Here is a 22,110-nt window from a genome sequence, read left to right as displayed (position 1 = left end):
AATGATTCTGTATCTCTGGTTACAAATACAACAAACAATATATAAATTAATACAAAAATAGGACCCCAATTGGGGTCCTATTTACTACAAAGATTATGAATTAACCTTCAATTTCAGTTACAACACCTGCGCCTACTGTATGGCCACCTTCGCGGATTGCGAAACGAAGACCTTCTTCAATGGCGATTGGAGTAATCAATTCGATTTCCATTGTTACGTTATCGCCAGGCATACACATTTCTACACCTTCAGGAAGGTTTACAACACCTGTTACGTCTGTTGTACGGAAGTAGAATTGTGGACGGTAGTTAGAGAAGAATGGAGTATGACGGCCACCTTCTTCTTTAGTCAAAACGTATACTTCTGCTTTGAATTTTGTGTGTGGGTTGATGGAACCTGGTTTAGCCAATACTTGACCACGTTCGATGTCTTTACGGTCAACACCACGAAGCAATGCACCAACGTTGTCGCCTGCTACTGCAGAATCCAAAGTTTTACGGAACATTTCAAGGCCAGTTACAACGTATTGTTCAGCTTTTTCTTTCAAGCCTACAACTTCTACAGTGTCACCAACGTTTACTTGACCACGTTCAACACGGCCAGTTGCTACTGTACCACGACCAGTGATTGTGAAAACGTCTTCCACAGGCATCAAGAAAGGTTTATCAGTATCACGAACTGGAGTTGGGATGTAGGAATCTACAGCATCCATCAATTCGTCGATTTTAGCTACGTATTGAGCATCGCCTTCCAAAGCTTTCAAAGCGGAACCTACAATGATAGGTACTTCGTCGCCAGGGAATTCGTAGGAAGAAAGAAGTTCACGAACTTCCATTTCTACCAATTCGATCAATTCTTCGTCGTCAACCATGTCAGCTTTGTTCAAGAATACTACGATTGCAGGAACACCAACTTGGCGAGCCAACAAGATGTGTTCACGAGTTTGAGGCATAGGGCCGTCAGCTGCGGAACATACCAAGATAGCGCCGTCCATTTGAGCCGCACCAGTGATCATGTTTTTAACATAGTCAGCATGGCCTGGGCAGTCAACGTGTGCATAGTGACGATTAGCAGTTTCGTATTCAACGTGTGCAGTGTTGATTGTGATACCACGTTCACGTTCTTCTGGAGCTTTATCGATATTGCTGTAATCTTGGAATTCAGCTTGACCTTTTTCAGCCAATACTTTAGTGATTGCAGCAGTCAAAGTAGTTTTACCATGGTCAACGTGACCGATTGTACCGATATTAACATGCGGTTTCGTACGTTCAAATTTTTCTTTTGCCATTAGGATTATATCCTCCTTCACAAAAACAAAATACTTTTATAGTAATACTATAATATAATAATTTAATTTAATCAATGGAATATACATTTCTAAAATCCATTATATCATATTATAACATACTCCATAAAAGCCCTAAACAAACCAAATTTACATCCCAATAGAGGATGTAAAAATTATAATTATATATATTTATATTGGATCTATATCAGATACAAAAAAAGCCTCACAATGTGAGGTTAAATGGTGGCGGCACACGGATTTGAACCGCGGACACACCGGGTATGAACCGATTGCTCTAGCCAACTGAGCTATGCCGCCATGTATGGAGCTAGTGACCGGGATTGAACCGGTGACCTTATCCTTACCAAGGATACGCTCTGCCGACTGAGCTACACCAGCACAATGAACGTTCACTTCACTGTGATCTTATGGTTGCGGGGACAGGACTTGAACCTGCGACCTTCGGGTTATGAGCCCGACGAGCTACCAACTGCTCCACCCCGCTATAAATGGTGGAGGGAGAAGGATTCGAACCTTCGAAGTCGAAGACGGCAGATTTACAGTCTGCTCCCTTTGGCCGCTCGGGAATCCCTCCACAAATAAAATGGAGCTGGCGATAGGAATTGAACCCACAACCTGCTGATTACAAGTCAGCTGCTCTACCTATTGAGCTACGCCAGCATCATTACGACAAGATGTATTTTAACATTTGCCTCACTAAGTGTCAAGAACTTTTTAAAACTTTTTATAAGCTTTATTTCGTTCACTGTGGTCTCCCTTAGTGCTATATCAATATATCATGAAAGTTTTTTCGACGCAAGTATTTTTTTTAAATTCTTCAAACTTCATTCTTTCCTCATAGGAAAGAATATATGACAATATTTTTATTCTAAAAACTATTAAGCATTTTAACCCATACAAAACGAGGGCTACTATATATTCCTGCAATATCACCAACATTTACATATATAAAATATGCCATAGAAATATATAACGCCCTCATCAATTTAATATCTACTTATCTACTATTTTATTAATCAATAACTAAAACACGCTCAGGTTTAGTTATTGTTACAACTGCATGTTTCGGATCATTATTATGCTCTAAGTACAATTGATCACCTTCAAGATGCCCACGCCAACCAACTACTATTGGATATGTTTTACTAATTGTCTTCAATAGTTCAAGAGGATTCAAATTTAAGATTGGTGCAAACAACACATTAATACCATCAATAAGAACTACCTCAGTATTACTACGGCTCAACGCACGACGAATCACTTCTTCGGCAAGTTTTGGTCGTTCGTCACGAGGCACTAACAAAAATTCTTCTTCAATAAGTTGTTTCGCCTCTAAATATTTCCACCCTTTTTGCTCAGATAATTCACGAATCAATAAGCTTTTACCAGAACCAGGACCGCCAACAACAAACAATATACGTTCATCACTATCTTGAATTTGTTCCCAACGTTCTTTTACATCTTGTACAGTAACCATATCCTTACCTCCTCATTTAAGATGACCTACTTAACAGGTCGGTCAGACAACATCACTGATTTGATATATTGATTTTTTTCATCTAAGGCGAACTGTAAATAAGAGTTATTCGACCTTGGATTTTTATATTCATAGACCGTAGCTGTTCCCGTACTAGTGGTAGATTCTACAATCCGTGTTGGCATACCATATACAAAGAGTAATAAATATTTAGTGTCTCCCATAGAAATGCCTCGACGTGTTGGTGTATAAATATTTAGCAAAACTCGATTAATAAGTGATTTATCATCTACACTAACGCCGTATTCATTGTAACCTATGAAAGTAGATCCAAACAGCATGCCTTGAGTTCGCCATTCACCATCCGCATCATTTATAAAATGTTGATTCAAATGCAACCCACGCAATACAAAGTCATCTTCTGATAGCTGACCTGCATGGAAAGAATACATAGATGCCTTAGGCAATCCAAAACGAGACCAAACCTGTCCATCTAAAATATCAACAGCCTCTACCGTATTATTTTTAATGGTAAAAGCCACATAGGATTTTCCATCTTGAATAGTATCTGGTGATTGGCTGTTATTATTTGTATTCGCTACCGAAGAAGAAAATCCCTTTTTTTCAGGCCATGAATTTTCAGAATGACCTTCATATAAAAAGATGTAAGATTCATCGGACTTATTACGCCACATCGCATTAGGACTTCCATAAGAGAAAATCATTTCCATACGCGAACTGCCTACGCCGATATCACGAATCGTAACCAAACTCTTATCAGTCGTATGCAAATTAGTAATCGTTCCAACGGGATAAAAATAGGTAACACCTTGTCCACGTAACTGATTATCCACTAAACGAGATTTATCTGGTCCTGTATATACAGTTATATCCATATCTTTTTCATGATATGTTGTGAATACACCCTTCACAGTCTTTTGTGTAGATGCACTAGGTACATACACATCCCCTACACGATATACCGGTCCAACACTTTTATTATCATCAGCATCAGACTTCTGTGCCAAACTATAATCATCCTCATCACCAAGAGCTGGTAAATTATTAGATGTATAAGAACGACCTATGTCCGCCAGATTATTCTTTGAATCTTGAGGCATAACACCATCATTTTCACTAGCAGCCTGCCAATATTGTAAGGAATCGCCAAAAGCAGTAACTGCTAACTGTTCTGCTAACCATCCCGTTTTAGATGATTCATCGGTAGCAGGAACTTTCACAACAGCTACAGCATTCTTAACTGCCGGTATTGTTGGTCCTGCATCAACAGCCCCAACTGACATAGTGCCCAAAGCACTTAACACGGCCATCATCAATGCTGTACGAGATAACATATGTTTCATTAACGTTTCTCCATTTGTTCTCTAATCCATGTTAACCAAGGTACTAATCCGTCCTTAGCAGTGCAGCTAATTTCAAATATATGACCTTGAGGATTTAAATTATGAATATCTTTAATTGCTTTATCTTTATCGAATGGTACATATGGCAATAAATCAATCTTATTAAGTAATACAGCTTTTGATTCCTTAAAAATAAGAGGATATTTTAACGGTTTATCTTCACCTTCTGTAACAGATAAAACAGTAATCTTCATCGCCTCACCAATATCAAACTCAGCAGGACACACTAAATTACCTACATTCTCAATAACTATCATATCGAGTTCATCAAGATTTAGATCTGATATAGCATCCTGAATCATATTAGCATCTAGATGACAGCCTCCAACGGTGTTGATTTGTATAACAGGAACACCAAGAGCATGAATACGTTCTGCATCCTTAGAAGTGAATAAATCACCTTCAATGACAGCTAATTTATAGTCTTTCACCAAATCTTGAAGTGTTGCTTCTAGCAAGGAGGTTTTTCCGGCCCCAGGAGATCCCATTAAATTAAAGACAAATATATTCTTTTCTTTAAATAATTGTTGTAATGACGATGCTATAGCATCATTTTTCGCCAACACATTTGTTTTTACTTCTACTTGCATATATACCTCAATCTATATCAATAGACGTTACTTGTAATTCACGACCACCAACGGTATTCACAAAATGGCTTTCACAACGGGGACAGATGAACTTATAATTTTGTACATCAAACACCGCATCACAATCTAAACATTGACCCTTAATAGGAATAGTATGAATATCTATTTTTGAATTTTCTGCAGGGGTTCCCTTTGTAACGGCATCCCAACAAAACAAAAGTGCATCAGGTTCTACACCACTCATCAAGCCCAAATCAAGCTGCACTGAATGAATACTAGATGCATCATTATTTTTCATTGTCTCTAAGGCAATGTCTAAAATTCCCTCAGCGATTGACATTTCGTGCATGATACGCCTCGTAAACAGATTCTAGCATCATCGTCGTTGTAACAGAACCAACACCACCAGGCACAGGCGTCATGGCCGATGCAACTGAACTCACGGCATCATAATCAACGTCACCTACTGTTTTTCCATCTAACTCATTAATGCCCACATCGATAACAATAGCACCATCTTTCACCATATCTGCTGTAATCATATGAGCCCGACCTGCCGCGGCAATGACGATATCGGCTTGTTTTACATGGTACGCCAAATCAGCTGTCCGAGAATGACAGATAGATACAGTCGCATGTCGCTCAAGAGACATCAAGGCTACAGGTTTACCAATAACTTGGCTTCGACCAATAACGACAACATGTTTTCCTTCTAAAGAAAGACCATAATGATCTAGTATGGCCAAGCAAGCTTTCGCTGTACAAGGAGCAAAGCCACCTTTACCAGCCGTTACAAGACCAATATTATAAGTAGTCAGTCCATCAATATCTTTGTTAGGATCCAATGCATCAATTAATTTTTCTGTATTGATTTGTTTGGGCATCGGCATAAGTGGCAATATACCATGAACTGCATCATCATGATTCAGGGACATCAATGCATCATATACTTCCTCATGCGTAGCCGTGCTTGGTAATTGCTTACGCACGAAACCATAGCCAAAATTTTTGGCCGTTTTCTCCATGAAGTCCGCGTACATGTTAGCGCCATGATCATCACCAACAAGCAATACAGCCATTGTAATTGTCCCGGATTCTAGACCCGCCATCTTTTCTTGTAAAATTGATTTATGTGCATCAGCCACAGCTTTACCGCGTAATTCAATCATGTATATCTCCATTTCATTATCTCTAAGATAAGCCTCATATAAATTCATGTAAAAAGGTGCCTATAGAGGCACCTTTAGTTTTCTCTTATTCTATTATATAACGATTTGTCTATAGTTGCAGTCATCTAAATGCATACTAATGACTAAATTGAACAACAATCGGCGTTCCCGGCGACACCACAGTTCCAGGTAATTGTTCTTGTGAAATCGCCTTTCCTGTACCATCTGGTTTAAAGTATAACCCAGCTGTATGTAACCAGTCTCGTACCGCCCCAAATGTATAACCTCTAAAGTCTGGCAATACTACACTACCATCACTATTAGGTTTTACTGCAGGAAGTGTTGCTGATGGTGTAGTTGCCACAGTAGCGCCATCCTTAACAGATGGTGACATCTGATAATAACGTACTAATTGAGACACGATATTTTTAAATACTGGCGCCGCAAGTTGACTACCATAGAGAGAACCTTTTTTAGGATCATCGATGGCAACGAGTACGACAAATTTAGGATCTTCTACTGGTCCAAAGCCAATAAAGGATACGATATAACGTCCTGCTAAATAGCCGCCATTTTTGGTGTCTAACTTTTCAGCAGTCCCTGTTTTACCCCCAAAGTGATAACCTTCAACCATCGCTTTAGTACCGCCACCTTCAGATACTTCTTTTTCAAGAATATCCGCAATCGTTTTAGCTGTTTCTTCTGGTATTGGTTGCCCTACCACTTCAGGGTCAGTAGTACTCGTTACCTCACCTTTTATATTGCTGTAAGATTTAACAATATGTGGTTTCATCATGCTGCCACCATTAGCTATAGCGCCAAAAGCACGAACCATTTGCAATGGTGTAACTGCAATCCCTTGCCCTATAGACATAGTTGCTACATCAAGTTTACTCATATCATCAGGATCATATAAGATACCATCGCCTTCACCAGGTAATTCTATACCGGTCTTAGAACCGAAGCCATAATTACGTACATATTTTGATAATATATCTGCGCCTGTAGTCGTACCGATTTCAGCCATACCTGTATTGATGGAAAACTTCAAAATATCAATCAATCGAACAGGCCCATATCCATATCCTTCGCCATTCCAATTCTGCATGACATGTCCATTCGCTACAAATGAGCCTTTATCGTTATACACTTGATCTAATTTCCATTTACCAGATGCTAATGCAGCAGATGCAATAATTGGCTTAAATGTAGAACCTGGTTCATACAAATTTGTTACTGCAATATTTTTAAAATCTTCCTCTGTACCTTGATTATAATGATTTGGATCATAGGTTGGGCGGTTTGCCATCGCCAAAATCTCACCCGTTTTAGGATCCATAACGATAACGCTAGCGTGCTTAGCCCCTGTATCCTCCATAGCCTTATCAAGAGCACGTTCCGCAATAAATTGAATGCTTGCATCAATTGTTAAGGTTACACTTTTGCCTTTATCAGGTAAATACTTAGATAGAACAGAACCAAAGATAGCATTCCCTTTTCTATCTGTTGCCACTAATTCTTTTTGAATACCACCCTTTAATTCATCATCTAGTACCATTTCAAGTCCATCAAGGCCCTTGTCATCGGTACCAACAAAGCCGAGCACTTGTGCAGCTAAATTACCATTAGGATAATATCGTTTAGATTCTTCTACAAAGTTAAGCCCTTCTAAATTCTTATCTTTAATCAGTTGAGCTACAGCTTTCGATTTTTCTGGTTCCATCATACGATCAAGCCATACAAATGCAGTATCCTCTTGCAAAGATTTTACAATATTATCTTTAGACATCGTCACGTAAGGAGCGATAAGCTCAGCAATTTCATTAGGTGATTGTTTAATCATCTTCGGATCCGCATATAAAGATTTTGTAACCACACTCATGGCTAATGGACGCCCATTGCGGTCATAAATCGTACCACGAGGAGATTGTAATTTTCTATCTACCTGTACTTGACTTAAATTCTTTGCCTGCAAATCAGACTTATCTATAATTTGTAAAAAGAATAAACGCCCCATCAAAACGACGGCAATACACAGTAGAACTCGAACCGTATATTCTATTCGCTTATTATCATTCCCTGAAATATTCATTATGGTCTCCCACTAAACATATTACTTTGACGACCGCTGCAACTTATGAATAAGCGCTTCATATAAATCATCCGGTGTATTGTTAACAACACCATTTTGTACCTGTTGCATCAAATATTGTAACCCTTTTGCTACATTAGCGCCACAGGCTTCTAGAACTCGTTTATCATAATTTAAATCTTTTGTATGTACAGGCATTTCTAGGCTTAAATCAGCCATGCACTCCCCAAATGCCAATGTACCATCCGTAACAGAGTATGGCTTACCACAACCAAGAACATCAGCAGCACAAACCTCCGCCAATTGCAACCAGGCTTCACGCATACTTTGACTATCTCTAAACTCACCGCTACGAATTTCTTTACGCATCCACTTTTTCTCATCTGCTTCTTCATTTTGCACAAAAAAATGAAAACGCATGTGATTTTTCACGATCCACGACACGCGACTGGCAAATTTCTTATTATAGCCGAGACGAAGCAATAGGTTATAGGCCATCTGTGCACCTAAATTATCATGACCTCGATCGGTATAACGTCCATTGATAACTTGTCTAATAGTAGGCATGCCCTTTGCCACATCATGTAATAAAGCGCCCCAACGAAGTGTCAAATCAGGTTTCGTTTCCGATACGACAGCCAGTGTATGATACCATCCATCAAATTCGTGAAACGCCTTCTCTTGGGGTAGTCCCACTAGGTGGTATAGCTCTGGCAATATAGGAACCTCTTTAATCTTCCCATTTTCAACGACACGGCACGAACATTCTGCCAAGCGAGATTGAACGAGCACATCGAGCCCTTTCGCAACCGCTGGTTCCAACAGCAAACGATCTAACTCATTACGCACCCGTTCCAGTGAAAGCCCGGATACACGATGAAACGCTTTAGGCATCGCATCTAATAGAGCTTTATCCGGAAGAAAATCAAGCTTTGCAATAAATCGACAAGCTCTAAATAGCCGCAGTGCATCCTCTTGAAACCGTTCCTCTGGATTCCCGATAGTGCGCAAAACTTTATGCTTAATATCGCGACGTCCACCGACGAAGTCGATAACCTCCTTATAACGGTTCATCGCCATACCATTGACAGTAAAATCACGACGTTTTACATCTTCTTCCAGTGTATCTGCATAGATAATTTCTTCAGGACGATGACTATCTGCACCATATCGTTCCTTGCGATAAGTAGCCACTTCATAGTGTTTTCCATCTACAATTGCCACCACTACGCCAAAAGATTTACCTATAACTCCTGTAGTTTCAATATTCGCATCGCCTAAAATAGATATGACCTGTTCAGGACGAGCAGATGTAACTATATCAAAATCGTGTGGCTTTACATGCATGAGCATATCTCGCACAGCACCGCCAATGATGAAAGCCTCAAAGCCCGCTTCTTCTAAAATTGTCAGCAAACGTATAGCCTGTTCCATACATCTACCCTCCCTTCCATTTATCTTTTTATTGTACTACAAATAGAGTTATGAAAAAAGGCTCACATACTATAAGCACAACCCAGATTATACTCATAACAGTGAACCCTTATATATTATGTAATTATAATGAGCGAACCTTATCTGCTATGGCAAGACCTGTTTGAGTAACGGCTAAGCCACCATCACTGGTTTCACGAAGGGCTGCTGGCATAGCGCGCCCAATATTATTCATTGCTTCAATCACCTCATCGGTAGGAATTTGGCTTTCAATACCAGCTAAAGCAAGTTCAGCCGCCGTGATTGCATGAACAGCATACACACCATTTCGTTTCACACATGGTACCTCAACAAGACCTGCCACAGGATCACAGGCAAGACCCAATAAATTTTTCATGCACAATGACACGGCATGCCCTACCTGACGCGCAGTCCCCCCCATCATTTCTACAATAGCAGCAGCCGCCATACATGCTGCCGTACCAATCTCGGCCTGACACCCACCAACCGCACCGGCTACACAAGCACGATTAGCCACTACATTTCCTACACCTGATGCGGCTAAAAATCCTTTCACTAAGGTATCACTATCTAGTTTGTACTGTTCAGCTACAGCCTGAATGACCCCAGGCATAACGCCACAAGATCCAGCCGTTGGACAAGCCACAATTCTGAACATTTTAGCATTAGCTTCGTTAACGGCAATAGCATAGGCCATCGCTTTATAAGCAGTTTCACTCATAAACAACGGTTTTCGTTCCATCAAACGAGCTGCATCGCCACCAGACATATTAGATTGTGTTCGTTGCAAATGATGTAATCCATCATGAATAGAAGACTCAAAAATACTTAATCTATGCTTAATTTCTTTAATAATTTCCCTTTCGCTACGATCATACTGTTCCAATTCACTGCGCAATACAACATCACCAAATGATATGTTGTTGTCTTCGCTAAGACGGATAATATCAGCTATCGTTTCATATTCGTAACTCATCATATCCTCCTATAGGGCTTCAAAGGTCATCACATCTTGGATGCCTGGGCATTCACGCATAAATTGTACTGTAATAGGGTTGACGACGGAATCTGTAGTAATCACCATAACAGCGTCCTTGTATTTACCCTTTCTAAATACGCGCATGGACGCAATGTTAATGTCCGATTCACTCAAGGCCTGACTAATAAGAGAAATAGCGCCTGGTCTATCCTCATGGAATACAACAAGGGTAAATTCATCGCCCGTAATGGACATATCATTACCATCAACCTCAGTAATCATGATTTGGCCTCCACCAATGGAACGGCCTACAACGGACATATGACGATTATGATCGCCGTACAAATCAAACTTAACCACATTCGGATGTCCTATATCGAGTGGTGATTCGATGAAAGTATAGTCTAAACCCGCTCCATCAGCGAGTTCCTTCGCATTACGGATACGTTTATCATCCTCTTTAAAGCCTAACAAACCACCTAATAAGGCCCGATCTGTACCATGCCCTTTATATGTTTTTGCAAATGACCCATACAAGGTCATCTCTACCTTTTCCGGCGTATTCCCGAATATACAACGAGCCATCTTGCCAAGCCGCGCCGCACCAGCGGTATGCGAACTAGATGGGCCTATCATAACAGGGCCGATAATATCAAAAATACTGTTCATAATGAACCTCTATGCATATATAAATAAAGACATAATCTAATTCTTATCTATAGTATAGCAATCAATATCGAGACTTGTCTATATATAATAGATTATCAAACATAACTACCACTCTTTAATAACATCTTTATAGCTAAACTTAGATTGGATTAATTTTTCTTCTTGCTCCTTAGTATAAATTATGAAATCAACAGCAATTAGTTCAATCCATACATCCGTTAAATCAATTTTGGCCTTAACACCATTTAAGATTGGAGTTACTGTTTTCTTATTATGAGTCATGGTTCCATCTATTGTAACAACACACGGCTCTACACTAATATCCTGAACATCATATTCATGATTACGGTAGTTATGAAATTTCATGGATTTATTCTTAACTAAAAGACTACTTTTAATTGAAATCTCTACGCAATTAATAAAACGAATTTCAGCAGACTCCGATACTAATATAACAGTATTACCAAAATCTTTAATTTCTAATGAGTATGGCATCTCATCCCATAAATCTAAAGCATCAATTCTTTCTTGAAGTTCCATTACTGCATCCCTCCAAATCCCATAGCACTCTTAACCTAATAAAGTAAAGTATACATATTCCATTGATACAATTGTATATAATTACGACAAAAAAGGCTATACCATCCGAAGATGGCATAGCCTAATTTATATAGCAACAGCCCGAATCATATAAGAGAGAGGGGATCAAGGCCGCTGTTATCAGGTTTTAATCCGATTAGCCCAAGATAGCTTTCATATCAGCTTCTGGAGTTGTAATTGGATGCAAGTTGAATTTTTCTACCAAAATGTTCAATACATTGCTGGAGAAGAATTTAGGCAAGGAAGGTCCGATGTAAATGTTGCGGATACCCAATGCCAACAATGTTAACAAGATACATACCGCTTTTTGTTCGTACCAGGACAATACCAATGTTAATGGCAAGTCGTTTACGTCACATTCAAAGGCACCAGCTAAAGCTACTGCTACTTGAATAGCGGAGTAAGCATCGTTACATTGACCCATATCAAGAATACGAGGAATTCCACCGATTTCACCGATGTTAAGGTCGTTGAAGCGGAATTTACCACAAGCCAATGTCAATACTACAGTATCATCTGGAGTTTGTTTTACAAAATCTGTATAGTAGTTACGGCCCACTTTAGCACCGTCACAACCACCTACTAAGAAGAAATGTTTGATTGCGCCAGCTTTTACAGCGTCGATTACTTTGTCAGCAATACCCAATACTGTACCATGACCGAAACCAGTTGTTACTTCGTGACCACCGTTGATACCAGTGAATTCTTGAGCTTCTTTATAGCCGCCCAATTCAATTGCACGGTTAATAACAGCGGAAAAGTCTTTAGTGCCGTCTTCTTTTTCTTCTACGTGTGCACAGCCGTCGAAACCTACCATATCTGTAGTGAAGATATTAGCTTTGTAGTTTTCTTTTGGTGGCATAATGCAGTTTGTAGTAAATAAGAATGCGCCAGGAACATCAACGAATTCTTTTTGTTGGTTTTGCCATGCAGTACCAAAGTTACCTTTCAATTGAGGATGTTTTTTCAATTCAGGGTACGCGTGGCAAGGTAACATTTCACCATGAGTATAGATGTTTACGCCTTTACCATCAGTTTGTTCCAACAATTGTTTCAAGTCGTGAAGGTCATGACCAGTTACAACGATGAAAGGACCTGGTTCTACAGTCAAAGGTACTGTAGTTGGTACTGGAGTACCATATGTTTCTGTATTAGCTTTATCAAGAACAGCCATACATTTCAAGTTGATTTGACCGAATTCCATCAACAAATTTAACCATTCTTCAGCACTATGATCTTTAGCGAATTCAACAAGACCTTTGATAAACCATGCATCAACATCAGCATCATGGAAACCAAGGCGAGCAGCATGCCAAGCATACGCAGCCATACCACGCATACCTAACAATAATGTGGAACGAAGGGATACGATATCTTCTTCACCTTTCCACAATTGTTCCCAATCAAAGTTTTGTGCTGCGCTATCGATTTTTGTATGATAAGCATTTACTTCGTCAATGAATTCTTGAACGCGGTCTTCAGAAAAGTTTACGTTTGTTACGCACATAAACAAACCACGCATTAAATAATCAACGCCTTCTTTAGTTTGGCCTTTTACGTCTAAAGCGCGTGCTAAACCAACTAAAGCAGCAGTTAATTCGTCTTGTAAATTAGCAACTGGTGCAGTTTTACCACATACACCTTGTACAGTACAGCCGCCTGGAGCTGCAGATTGTTCGCATTGATAACAGAACATGCTCATTTAAATCCTCCTTTGCGAGACTTTCTCGCATTCAAGCTAATTTTTATAAACCTTATACGATACACTGATAAACATCAGGTTCTGATTGATTACATTGAAAGTATACCGTAAAGATGATACAATTTCTGTAGCTTGAGCAACAAACAAAAACTTTTTTAAATTTTTCCTGACTCCCCTTTTGGAACAGGTTGCTCACAAGAGCACATTTAAGTATTATATAATATTTATTACAAATTACCTATAAGAATCGTCACACCATGCGATGTGTAATTTAAGTTAAAATAACTATACAATATATTAGGAGGCACCAATGATCAAACAAGTTTTATCAAACGATATTATTAAACAATATCTGCCGGTCTTAACAACCTGTCCCTTATTCAATACATTGGGTATACCAGAATTAACGGACTACTTACATAATGCAAAAGTAATTATAATGGATTATAAAAAGAATGACTTTATCGCTATTTCGGGAGATCCTATGGAAGGTATTGGTATTATTTTAGATGGCAGCGCTCTACTTACGCGGGAAAATGTACTAGGTCAACGAGTTATCATGGCTAATTTAGAAGCCTCCTCTATCTTTGGGGAAGCCTTATTATTTAGCAAACGACCTCTTTGGCCAGCTACTATTAAAGCAACGAAACCAACTAAGATTATGTTTATTCCATTAGAAACATTTATTGAAACATTACCAGATTGCCAACAATGCCAAATTAAAATTCTATCAAATCTATTAGAAGACTTATCTGAAAAAGCATTACTTCTTACTAAAAAGGTGCATTATTTAACATTAAAAGGTATGCGTGAAAAAATTTACGCGTATCTTACAGATATTTATACAATGCAACATAGTGAAAAGCTTGTATTACCTCACAACCGTGAACAAATGGCCGAGGCCCTTAATGTTTCACGCACTGCATTAAGCCGTGAGCTAGGAAGATTACGTGATGAAGGTATCATCGAAATTAACGGTCGTCATGTTACCTTATTAGATCCTCAACAAATTGTAGAATTCGGCTTTAACAATTAATCAAAACTGGCATATAGCACAAAACCGCCTAGGTATTACCATAGGCGGTTTATTCATATGTTATTAGAACCAATGAGATAAATCAAAGTCTTCCCCAATGGTTGCTTTCACATGAGCTCGACCTAAATAAAGGCCAAGCAATGTAAGAGATATAGAACACATAGGGCTTTCATCATAAACACGGGCCAAATCGGAAAGAACCGGACTAATATCATCCATAATTTGACGAGCTTCTTCACCTCTAAAAGCAGTTGGTTTACTCTTCATCAAAGCCATGAGATCACGCTGTATCATAGGATCAGAAATGCGTGTTTCCCTAAAGAAACGTGGTGCCAATGATTCATCAACAACAGCCAATTTATACAGATTAGAATTTAAACTACGAACCACAAATCGAGGATCTACACCACGACCATCCGTAGCACGGAATAATTCTTCCTTTGTAAAACCACGATAATTAAATACAAATGGATATGAATTACTCAACAACTGCGTCAATGTTACGGATTCCCGTTCTTGTTGAGTACAACGCAAATAGTCTAGTTGACGATAAAAGGATGCGTCATAAGGTAAATCGGAAATAAATGGTTCGATATATTTTTCAACATAATGTTGAAAGTGAATACGTCCATAATTATTAGAGTTCCGAGAATATTGTAATAATAATGTTAACGCCATTACTTGAAAATGACCTAATGTAAGGTGTGGTAACACCCGCAACGCATCAAAAGCCACTAAGTACGGTGTACTCGACTTAGGCGATTGAACCACATCAAAAAAAGCTTCTAGTGCCGCCGTCTTCATCCACGTTGTAGGTGTCCCTGCATAAGCTTTTTGCATAGCTAACAAAGCTTCTTGAATTACAATATTCTGCAATAATAATTTTACTTCGCTAAGTTTAGTAATCCCCAAAGCAGCTAGTGCATCTCTTGTAATATCGGCTACAAATTGCATAGCATCACCATGTACTACACCGAAAGCATGAGCAAAAGGCTCAATTGCTAGAGCTACACGTTTATCTTCCTGTGCAGCCTGCGCCCAAGGTCCAATTGCTTCTGGCGCATCATCTTCTATATCAGATAAATGTGCATTAATTTCATCTGCGTTGAACATGCGTGTTTCTTCTAATGCAGACGGACCTTGTGGATTTACAGCTTCACTATTTGCATTACCAAACATCTGTGTAGCATCTGCATCAAAACAACGTGTTTCATCCATGACATCAGGAGATTCCCCCAACGCAATGGTATCCTCTGTAGATGGTACTACAACGGAAATAGGTACCGTTTTCTCGTTATTAACTTCTAAAACAGTCGGTTCTACTTCTGCAGGCTTATTAATATTATGGTCTTCTACAAAATTATGCACCTCAACAGGTTTCTTATTAAGTTGCTCATGTTCATTAACATTAGCCTCGTATACATCAACACCATCATGCGTTTCTCGCGGTGTTATGTGTACCTTTTCTTGTTCATACAAACGCCCTGTACGTGTTTTTTTCAAAGGCTTTGATTTTACAGAATGCTTTTCACTATTACTTACACTTTTATTAAATACCGCATAACATACTCCAAAGAAACCAAGTATAACAACGGCTAATACAACATATGGGATAAACGTTGACATCGCAGTCTCCTCTTACAATAATGCGTCATTATATACAGCACGAATACCACCAATACTCTTAGGTCGAACACGACAAGCCGTCACATGAGCTTCCCCGATTTCCTTAATACTTAATCGTACAGGAACCGCTACATGTTTCATATGCATACCAATGAAAGTATCCCCTATATCGATACCCGCATCTGCTTGTATAAATTCAACAATTACCGGATCCTTAAATCGGTTATAAGCCGTCATAGCCATAGCTCCACCAGCATGTAATTGAGGAACTACATTACATTCCTCCTCCCAAGTCATAGCCTCACGTTCCATTACAAGGGCTCTATTTAAATGTTCACAACATTGTACAGCAAGATATAAACCTCGTTTGCTAACGGCTTTATAAATCTCATCAAATACAATAGCTGCTACATCCTCATGAGAATCAGTGCCAATCTTTTTACCACAAACCTCACTAGTAGAACAACCTACTACAAATAGCTGCCCTTTATGTACCTTTGCCACTATTAATAATTCTTCTATAGCAGTATGCATCTCTTGTCTAATCTTTTCAATAGAATGCATGATATCGCCCCTTTTTAATATTCAAATCTATAAATATATTATCATAAATTATATGTCTTTTATAGACCAAACTATATTGTAATTGTGTGAAATTCCTATGATAAAATAGTGCGATATTATATTCATACAATCTTCGGCAAACAAAAGAGGCCTGCAATAGCAAGCCTCTTTAAATCGCTCAATGGCGAATATTAGATTTTTCTGTAAGGTTTTTGGCCTTGTTCGTAGAAGTTGTTACCTTCAGTATCGCCAACTACGATGCAAGGGAAATCTTCAACTGTCAATTCAGCCAAAGCTTCTGGACCAAGTTCACCATAAGCAAGTACTTCGTATTTTTTGATGGATTTTGCAATCAATGCTGCAGCGCCACCAACTGCTGCGAAGTATGTGCAACCATTTTTCTTCATGGATTCAACTACTTCTGGTTTACGGGAACCTTTACCAATCATGCCTTTAATACCTTGATCAAGCATTGTTGGTGTGTAAGCATCCATACGACCAGAAGTTGTAGGACCAGCAGAACCAATTGGATCACCAGGTTTTGCAGGTGTAGGTCCTAAGTAGTAAACGAATTTGTTTGTCCAATCGATTGGTAATTTTTCACCGCGTGCTAAAGCTTCTGTCATAACTTTATGAGCAGCATCACGAGCGGAGTAAATTTTGCCAGTAATAAGAACGCTATCACCAACTTTTAATTTACGGGAAAATTCTTCATTATATTCTTCAGTATTAATGCGAATTGTTTCAGCCATTGTAATTTCCTCCTATCGATTAAAGTACTACGTGTTTATGACGAGCAGCATGACACATAATAGTTACTGCAACAGGAAGACCAGCGATATGAGTTGCACCCCATTCGATGTTTACACCAAGGCAAGTTGTAGTACCGCCCAATTGAGGTCCGATACCAGTTTTATTAACCATTTCCAAGATTTCTTCTTCCAATTTTGCATATTCTGCATCTTTGTGAGGTGTGTTAATGTCACGAAGCAATGCTTTTTTAGACATAACAGCAGCTTGGTCCATAGTACCACCGATACCTACGCCAAGTACCATTGGAGGACATGGGTTAGGACCAGCATGTTTTACGATTTCAAGAACTGCATTTTTAACGCCTTCAACACCATCTGCAGGAACTAGCATAGCTACATCAGATTTGTTTTCAGAACCGAAGCCTTTAAGTTCTATATTGATTTCTACTTTATCGCCAGGAACAATGTCGATGTAGATAATAGCAGGTGTATTGTTTTGTGTGTTTTTGCGGTTGAACAAAGGTTCAGCTACAACGGATTTACGAAGGTAACCTTCTACATAACCTTGTGCAACGCCTTCATTGATAGCTTCTTTAAGATCGCCACCAACGAAATGTACGTCTTGACCTACTTCTACGAATACCATTGTCATACCAGTATCTTGGCAATATGGACGATCTTCAGCATCAGCAATTTCTGCATTTTTGATGATTTGATCGAGTACGATGCAACCAACTGGAGACTCTTCTGTTTCACGGCCTTTTTTCAAGCCTTCATAAATGTCTTTTGGCAAGTGGTAAGCTGCGTCCATACACATTTGACGGACTGTTTTTGTGATTTCAGATACTTGAATCTCGCGCAAGATAATCCCTCCTCAGGAAAATAATTAGATATTAACTCTAATACCATGAGATACATTTCTCTCAAAGTATTAAGCTAAGATTAACTCTATGACTCCATACTAGCACACTACCGGAGGCCTTTCAACGCTTTACCTATACAGTTTTCTCAATGAAATTTATCGATTTGATAATAATTTTCAGTGTTTAATTATACTATTTTTATGCACTTTCATAACTCTGATAACATCACTAAATCTCTTATATAATGCTTTATAACTGTAATAAATATCACATTTTATTATTGTATATGGTTCGTTACCAATTATTATATAATTCAGTGTTAACAATCATTTTATTGATTAATGAGATTATATGTCATTTACATATCAAAAGATTTTAATTATGAGTATATATAACGATTATTTTCAATACAATTTATTTACTAAATAACCTTACAAAGATAGTATAAAAACGTTGAAAAACACGCTAAACTACTGTATTTTTTATTAGTATATATAATTATCATTTTTTATGACCTTCTTATCAATTAATTTTATTTCTTATAGTTTTAAGTTTGCTATGTGTTTTAGTTATAGCATATGCTAAAAATTTTTAACTTTTTATAACATTTCCTCTTGCTATTCTCGATATGTTCATTTATAATTATGACTATATTATTCCTCGATAGCTCAGTTGGTAGAGCAATCGGCTGTTAACCGATCGGTCGTAGGTTCGAGTCCTACTCGGGGAGCCAATATTGGCCCGTTGGTCAAGCGGTTAAGACACCGCCCTTTCACGGCGGTATCCCGGGTTCGATTCCCGGACGGGTCACCAATATGGACGATTAGCTCAGCTGGGAGAGCGCCTGCCTTACAAGCAGGATGTCGGCAGTTCGATCCTGTCATCGTCCACCATATAAAAAAAGCAAGCTGAGGCTTGCTTTTTTTTATTTCAACTATGGTATACTGTAAAATATAGTTATGATTATATTTATATCAAGGAGAGTCCCTCATGAACTTAAGAGAAACAACTATACGTATGGGTTTGTGTCTCGCCTTAGCATTTGTTTCTACATTTTCAATAGCAAATGCAGCAGATATGGATGCACAAACCACAAAAGCTCGTTCAATTCCTATTGCACCAGTAAAAATTATACCTGATCCTGGTACCATAAAATCATCTTCTATTCAAATTACATCTACAACATCCAACACTCCTTCCAATATAGGAAAAGCTAATTACGATGGTCATTTAGATAACTTTCCCGCCCGCAAAGCAACTCTTGTGATTCCAACTACACTTCGAAATGAAAATACGGCTGCTTTTGGTAAATACCTATCTGATTCCGTAGCAAATGTTTTACGCTATCCTTATTACAATACAACAGTAGTAAGCACTAACACTCCACTAGCTCAAATTACAGCCGTTGATTTGGCAGAAGTAGCCTCTACACAACATTCTGAAATTGTTATTATGCCTGTTCCAATGCAAGATATATATGTACAACTACCAACATCATATCTTAGTCAATACTATCATGATGATAGCGATGATATCCACATTCAAGCAAAAGTTTCTGCTATGATTTATTATTATGATACTAATGAAGGCATTGTTCATACTATCCGCAGTGGTTTTAATCAAGTTGATGATACATTAACTATGCCAACTCATAAATCCGTTTGGAATAAAGTTATAAAAGATTTACTTGAAAAACTACCGTATAAACGTGTGCCAACAGATAGAGATCGTTATCAAACACCAGGTATTAATGCAGAAATGCCAGTTGTCCCTGACTATGAATTCCAAGTAGAACAACCAAAAAACACAGCTTACTCACTAAAAGGTGTTAGTGTATTATAATTTAATGATTGTATAGAACAAAAGAGTGTCCCCTATCAGGGTGACACTCTTTTTTATGTGTAAAGGAAAATAAGGGAATATACATTAATCACCTTATTTTCTATACCTGTATTCAATTAAATGACTACATATGTTGTGTTACTTTTAAACGAAGTAAAGCTCTTCCCAAAGCAAGTTCAGCCCGTTCAATATCAATATCAGGTGTAGGGTTAGATAAACGTCCTTCAGCGCGTGCTTTCGCTTTCTCCGCCCGACTAATATCAATAGACTCCGGACTTTCACAATTAGGTGTTACTATACTTACCTTATTATGTTCAATTTCAACAAAACCGCCAAAAATGGCAAATGTATGCTTTTCTCCATTAGGATTATCGATACGCAATGGTGCAAGATCAAGAGCAATAATCATAGGTGCATGATTAGGTAATATACCAAATTCGCCATCAATAGCACGTCCTACGAGAAAATCCGCCTTACCATCATATACAACGGCATCAGGAGTAATAATTGTTAGGGTCATAGGTTCCGTCATGGATTATTCCCCCTTCTCTTGCATTTCCTTTGCTTTTGCAACGGCTTCATCAATGGTACCAACCATATAGAATGCCCCTTCTGGCAAATCATCATGTTTACCATCTAGGATTTCTTTAAAACCACGCAATGTTTCTTGCAATGGTACATATTTACCAGGAGAACCGGTAAATACTTCCGCTACGAAAAATGGTTGACTCAAGAAACGTTGAATTTTACGAGCCCGAGATACAGTTAACTTATCTTCATCAGATAATTCTTCCATACCTAGAATTGCGATGATATCTTGTAAGTCACGATATTTTTGCAACACTTCTTGCACACCACGAGCCACGTTATAATGTTCATCCCCAAGTACATGAGGATCCAAAATACGGCTTGTAGAATCAAGTGGATCTACGGCAGGATAAATACCAAGTTCCGCGATGGAACGGGACAATACTGTTGTTGCATCCAAGTGAGCAAACGTAGCTGCTGGTGCAGGGTCAGTCAAGTCATCGGCAGGTACGTATACGGCTTGTACGGATGTAATGGAACCTTCTTTTGTAGATGTAATACGTTCTTGCAATGCCCCAACGTCATTTGCCAATGTAGGTTGATAACCTACGGCTGATGGCATACGACCTAAAAGGGCAGATACTTCGGAACCAGCTTGAATAAAACGGAAGATGTTATCGATAAACAAGAGCACGTCTTGTTTCTTCACATCACGGAAATATTCAGCCATTGTAAGACCTGTCAAGCCAACACGCATACGAGCCCCTGGTGGCTCATTCATTTGGCCATATACCAAAGCTGTTTTATTAATAACGCCGGATTCCTTCATTTCGTTCCAAAGGTCATTACCTTCACGGGTACGTTCACCTACGCCAGAGAATACGGAATAGCCACCATGTTCTGTTGCAACATTGTGAATCAATTCCATAATCAATACAGTTTTACCTACGCCGGCACCGCCGAACAAACCGATTTTACCACCCTTTACGTATGGTGCAATCAAGTCTACGACTTTAATACCCGTTTCAAGAATTTGTGTATCTGGTGAAAGATCATCAAATTTAGGTGCTGGACGATGGATAGGCCACATTTCATCTGCTACAACAGGTGCAGAATCATGGTCTACAGTTTCGCCGAGTACATTAAAGATACGACCCAATACACCTTCACCAACAGGAACAGAAATTGCAGTACCCATATCTTCTGCTTCCATTCCACGGGTCATACCATCAGTAGAGCTCATAGCAACACAGCGAACCATATCATCGCCTAAGTGTTGCATAACTTCTACTACAATTTTTTGTCTATCGTGAGCTTTATGGTCATGGTAAATGTGAATAGCATTATAAATAGCTGGTAAGTGACCAGCTTCAAAACGCACATCTACAACTGGGCCAATGACCTGCACCACTTTCCCAATATTATTACTCATT

At 38.7% G+C, this 22,110-nt stretch carries 20 protein-coding genes and 8 tRNA genes; 5 read left to right on the top strand and 23 right to left on the bottom strand.

Features of this window, described 5'->3' with window-relative positions; translation table 11 throughout:
* Positions 1 to 100: 100 nt before the first annotated feature.
* The 17 genes from tuf to hcp all read right to left on the bottom strand — a co-directional run bounded on the left by tuf (position 101) and on the right by hcp (position 13,466).
* Positions 101 to 1,288: an elongation factor Tu gene (tuf, locus tag Q0E20_RS03815; RefSeq protein ID WP_295996539.1), complete on the bottom strand. Its 1,188-nt coding sequence runs from the start codon at positions 1,286 to 1,288 to the stop codon at positions 101 to 103.
* 241 nt (positions 1,289 to 1,529) lie between these two features.
* Positions 1,530 to 1,606: transfer RNA gene (locus tag Q0E20_RS03810), tRNA-Met, on the bottom strand.
* 5 nt (positions 1,607 to 1,611) lie between these two features.
* Positions 1,612 to 1,687: transfer RNA gene (locus Q0E20_RS03805), tRNA-Thr, on the bottom strand.
* 30 nt (positions 1,688 to 1,717) lie between these two features.
* Positions 1,718 to 1,793 (bottom strand) — tRNA-Met (locus Q0E20_RS03800).
* Positions 1,794 to 1,798: 5 nt separating this feature from the next.
* Positions 1,799 to 1,883: transfer RNA gene (locus tag Q0E20_RS03795), tRNA-Tyr, on the bottom strand.
* Between the two features lie 10 nt (positions 1,884 to 1,893).
* Positions 1,894 to 1,969, bottom strand: a tRNA-Thr gene (locus Q0E20_RS03790).
* 352 nt (positions 1,970 to 2,321) lie between these two features.
* Positions 2,322 to 2,786 carry a BREX-3 system P-loop-containing protein BrxF gene (brxF, locus tag Q0E20_RS03785; protein WP_295996536.1) on the bottom strand — a complete coding sequence of 155 codons (465 nt, stop codon included), beginning with the start codon at positions 2,784 to 2,786 and terminating at the stop codon, positions 2,322 to 2,324.
* A gap of 26 nt (positions 2,787 to 2,812) precedes the next feature.
* Entirely contained in the window at positions 2,813 to 4,150 is a 1,338-nt protein-coding gene (locus Q0E20_RS03780; RefSeq protein ID WP_295996533.1) for a hypothetical protein, read from the bottom strand.
* Positions 4,150 to 4,800 (bottom strand): hydrogenase nickel incorporation protein HypB, encoded by a 651-nt coding sequence (gene hypB / locus Q0E20_RS03775; RefSeq protein ID WP_295996529.1) that lies wholly within the window; start codon positions 4,798 to 4,800, stop codon positions 4,150 to 4,152. Before hypB ends, Q0E20_RS03780 begins: the two co-directional genes overlap by 1 nt.
* A 7-nt stretch (positions 4,801 to 4,807) precedes the next feature.
* Complete coding sequence (gene hypA, locus Q0E20_RS03770; RefSeq protein WP_295996527.1) at positions 4,808 to 5,149, bottom strand: hydrogenase maturation nickel metallochaperone HypA; 342 nt, start codon at positions 5,147 to 5,149, stop codon at positions 4,808 to 4,810.
* A complete protein-coding gene (locus Q0E20_RS03765; RefSeq protein WP_295996523.1) occupies positions 5,127 to 5,969 on the bottom strand; it encodes a bifunctional 5,10-methylenetetrahydrofolate dehydrogenase/5,10-methenyltetrahydrofolate cyclohydrolase in 843 nt (280 codons plus the stop codon). Before Q0E20_RS03765 ends, hypA begins: the two co-directional genes overlap by 23 nt.
* Positions 5,970 to 6,105: 136 nt before the next feature.
* Positions 6,106 to 8,061, bottom strand: a complete 1,956-nt coding sequence (locus Q0E20_RS03760; protein WP_295996520.1) for a penicillin-binding transpeptidase domain-containing protein — start codon at positions 8,059 to 8,061, stop codon at positions 6,106 to 6,108.
* 21 nt (positions 8,062 to 8,082) lie between these two features.
* A complete protein-coding gene (locus Q0E20_RS03755) occupies positions 8,083 to 9,495 on the bottom strand; it encodes a CCA tRNA nucleotidyltransferase (protein ID WP_295996517.1) in 1,413 nt (470 codons plus the stop codon).
* A gap of 124 nt (positions 9,496 to 9,619) precedes the next feature.
* The gene (gene sdaAA, locus Q0E20_RS03750) at positions 9,620 to 10,492 is read right to left on the bottom strand and encodes an L-serine ammonia-lyase, iron-sulfur-dependent, subunit alpha (protein ID WP_295996558.1); all 873 of its coding nucleotides are present in this window, start codon (positions 10,490 to 10,492) and stop codon (positions 9,620 to 9,622) included.
* Between the two features lie 9 nt (positions 10,493 to 10,501).
* Entirely contained in the window at positions 10,502 to 11,164 is a 663-nt protein-coding gene (gene sdaAB / locus Q0E20_RS03745; RefSeq protein ID WP_295996515.1) for an L-serine ammonia-lyase, iron-sulfur-dependent subunit beta, read from the bottom strand.
* 105 nt (positions 11,165 to 11,269) lie between these two features.
* Complete coding sequence (locus tag Q0E20_RS03740; RefSeq protein ID WP_295996510.1) at positions 11,270 to 11,704, bottom strand: hypothetical protein; 435 nt, start codon at positions 11,702 to 11,704, stop codon at positions 11,270 to 11,272.
* A 196-nt stretch (positions 11,705 to 11,900) separates the two neighbouring features.
* Positions 11,901 to 13,466: a hydroxylamine reductase gene (hcp, locus tag Q0E20_RS03735; RefSeq protein ID WP_295996508.1), complete on the bottom strand. Its 1,566-nt coding sequence runs from the start codon at positions 13,464 to 13,466 to the stop codon at positions 11,901 to 11,903.
* Between the two features lie 310 nt (positions 13,467 to 13,776).
* Between hcp and Q0E20_RS03730 the strand changes: the two genes are divergently transcribed.
* On the top strand, positions 13,777 to 14,502 hold the full coding sequence (locus tag Q0E20_RS03730) for a Crp/Fnr family transcriptional regulator (protein ID WP_295996505.1): 726 nt from the start codon (positions 13,777 to 13,779) through the stop codon (positions 14,500 to 14,502).
* A gap of 63 nt (positions 14,503 to 14,565) precedes the next feature.
* Here the strand turns inward: Q0E20_RS03730 and Q0E20_RS03725 are convergent, their stop codons facing one another.
* The 4 genes from Q0E20_RS03725 to Q0E20_RS03710 form a co-directional block, all read right to left on the bottom strand.
* Entirely contained in the window at positions 14,566 to 16,128 is a 1,563-nt protein-coding gene (locus tag Q0E20_RS03725; protein WP_295996502.1) for an LPO_1073/Vpar_1526 family protein, read from the bottom strand.
* Positions 16,129 to 16,140: 12 nt separating this feature from the next.
* Complete coding sequence (locus Q0E20_RS03720) at positions 16,141 to 16,692, bottom strand: TIGR01440 family protein (RefSeq protein WP_295996499.1); 552 nt, start codon at positions 16,690 to 16,692, stop codon at positions 16,141 to 16,143.
* Between the two features lie 191 nt (positions 16,693 to 16,883).
* Entirely contained in the window at positions 16,884 to 17,444 is a 561-nt protein-coding gene (locus Q0E20_RS03715; RefSeq protein WP_060924362.1) for a Fe-S-containing hydro-lyase, read from the bottom strand.
* Positions 17,445 to 17,463: 19 nt separating this feature from the next.
* Complete coding sequence (locus Q0E20_RS03710) at positions 17,464 to 18,306, bottom strand: fumarate hydratase (protein WP_295996496.1); 843 nt, start codon at positions 18,304 to 18,306, stop codon at positions 17,464 to 17,466.
* Positions 18,307 to 18,964: 658 nt separating this feature from the next.
* On the opposite strand from Q0E20_RS03710, the gene Q0E20_RS03705 reads away from it, so the two are divergent.
* The 4 genes from Q0E20_RS03705 to Q0E20_RS03690 all read left to right on the top strand — a co-directional run bounded on the left by Q0E20_RS03705 (position 18,965) and on the right by Q0E20_RS03690 (position 20,149).
* Positions 18,965 to 19,040, top strand: a tRNA-Asn gene (locus Q0E20_RS03705).
* A 5-nt stretch (positions 19,041 to 19,045) separates the two neighbouring features.
* Positions 19,046 to 19,120: transfer RNA gene (locus tag Q0E20_RS03700), tRNA-Glu, on the top strand.
* Positions 19,121 to 19,124: 4 nt separating this feature from the next.
* Positions 19,125 to 19,200: transfer RNA gene (locus tag Q0E20_RS03695), tRNA-Val, on the top strand.
* Between the two features lie 97 nt (positions 19,201 to 19,297).
* Positions 19,298 to 20,149 (top strand): hypothetical protein, encoded by an 852-nt coding sequence (locus Q0E20_RS03690; protein ID WP_295996494.1) that lies wholly within the window; start codon positions 19,298 to 19,300, stop codon positions 20,147 to 20,149.
* A gap of 124 nt (positions 20,150 to 20,273) precedes the next feature.
* On the opposite strand, the gene atpC is transcribed toward Q0E20_RS03690, so the two are convergent.
* The gene (atpC, locus tag Q0E20_RS03685) at positions 20,274 to 20,681 is read right to left on the bottom strand and encodes an ATP synthase F1 subunit epsilon (protein WP_295996491.1); all 408 of its coding nucleotides are present in this window, start codon (positions 20,679 to 20,681) and stop codon (positions 20,274 to 20,276) included.
* 3 nt (positions 20,682 to 20,684) lie between these two features.
* Positions 20,685 to 22,109: a F0F1 ATP synthase subunit beta gene (gene atpD, locus Q0E20_RS03680; protein WP_295996489.1), complete on the bottom strand. Its 1,425-nt coding sequence runs from the start codon at positions 22,107 to 22,109 to the stop codon at positions 20,685 to 20,687.
* Between the last annotated feature and the right edge of the window lies 1 nt (position 22,110).

The organism is uncultured Veillonella sp. (genome assembly GCF_934230905.1).
In the GTDB taxonomy this organism is placed as follows: Bacteria; Bacillota; Negativicutes; order Veillonellales; family Veillonellaceae; genus Veillonella.
The sequence above is the reverse complement of the archived record's forward strand: the minus strand, read 5'-3'. Positions and strand labels throughout refer to the sequence as shown.

What these genes read in the sequence shown, in the direction of transcription:
- tuf (WP_295996539.1), bottom strand. Translation starts at nt 1,288, where the DNA reads ATGGCAAAAGAAAAATTTGAACGTACGAAACCGCATGTTAATATCGGT.
- brxF (WP_295996536.1), bottom strand. Translation starts at nt 2,786, where the DNA reads ATGGTTACTGTACAAGATGTAAAAGAACGTTGGGAACAAATTCAAGAT.
- Q0E20_RS03780 (WP_295996533.1), bottom strand. Translation starts at nt 4,150, where the DNA reads ATGAAACATATGTTATCTCGTACAGCATTGATGATGGCCGTGTTAAGT.
- hypB (WP_295996529.1), bottom strand. Translation starts at nt 4,800, where the DNA reads ATGCAAGTAGAAGTAAAAACAAATGTGTTGGCGAAAAATGATGCTATA.
- hypA (WP_295996527.1), bottom strand. Translation starts at nt 5,149, where the DNA reads ATGCACGAAATGTCAATCGCTGAGGGAATTTTAGACATTGCCTTAGAG.
- Q0E20_RS03765 (WP_295996523.1), bottom strand. Translation starts at nt 5,969, where the DNA reads ATGATTGAATTACGCGGTAAAGCTGTGGCTGATGCACATAAATCAATT.
- Q0E20_RS03760 (WP_295996520.1), bottom strand. Translation starts at nt 8,061, where the DNA reads ATGAATATTTCAGGGAATGATAATAAGCGAATAGAATATACGGTTCGA.
- Q0E20_RS03755 (WP_295996517.1), bottom strand. Translation starts at nt 9,495, where the DNA reads ATGGAACAGGCTATACGTTTGCTGACAATTTTAGAAGAAGCGGGCTTT.
- sdaAA (WP_295996558.1), bottom strand. Translation starts at nt 10,492, where the DNA reads ATGAGTTACGAATATGAAACGATAGCTGATATTATCCGTCTTAGCGAA.
- sdaAB (WP_295996515.1), bottom strand. Translation starts at nt 11,164, where the DNA reads ATGAACAGTATTTTTGATATTATCGGCCCTGTTATGATAGGCCCATCT.
- Q0E20_RS03740 (WP_295996510.1), bottom strand. Translation starts at nt 11,704, where the DNA reads ATGGAACTTCAAGAAAGAATTGATGCTTTAGATTTATGGGATGAGATG.
- hcp (WP_295996508.1), bottom strand. Translation starts at nt 13,466, where the DNA reads ATGAGCATGTTCTGTTATCAATGCGAACAATCTGCAGCTCCAGGCGGC.
- Q0E20_RS03730 (WP_295996505.1), top strand. Translation starts at nt 13,777, where the DNA reads ATGATCAAACAAGTTTTATCAAACGATATTATTAAACAATATCTGCCG.
- Q0E20_RS03725 (WP_295996502.1), bottom strand. Translation starts at nt 16,128, where the DNA reads ATGTCAACGTTTATCCCATATGTTGTATTAGCCGTTGTTATACTTGGT.
- Q0E20_RS03720 (WP_295996499.1), bottom strand. Translation starts at nt 16,692, where the DNA reads ATGCATTCTATTGAAAAGATTAGACAAGAGATGCATACTGCTATAGAA.
- Q0E20_RS03715 (WP_060924362.1), bottom strand. Translation starts at nt 17,444, where the DNA reads ATGGCTGAAACAATTCGCATTAATACTGAAGAATATAATGAAGAATTT.
- Q0E20_RS03690 (WP_295996494.1), top strand. Translation starts at nt 19,298, where the DNA reads ATGAACTTAAGAGAAACAACTATACGTATGGGTTTGTGTCTCGCCTTA.
- atpC (WP_295996491.1), bottom strand. Translation starts at nt 20,681, where the DNA reads ATGACGGAACCTATGACCCTAACAATTATTACTCCTGATGCCGTTGTA.
- atpD (WP_295996489.1), bottom strand. Translation starts at nt 22,109, where the DNA reads ATGAGTAATAATATTGGGAAAGTGGTGCAGGTCATTGGCCCAGTTGTA.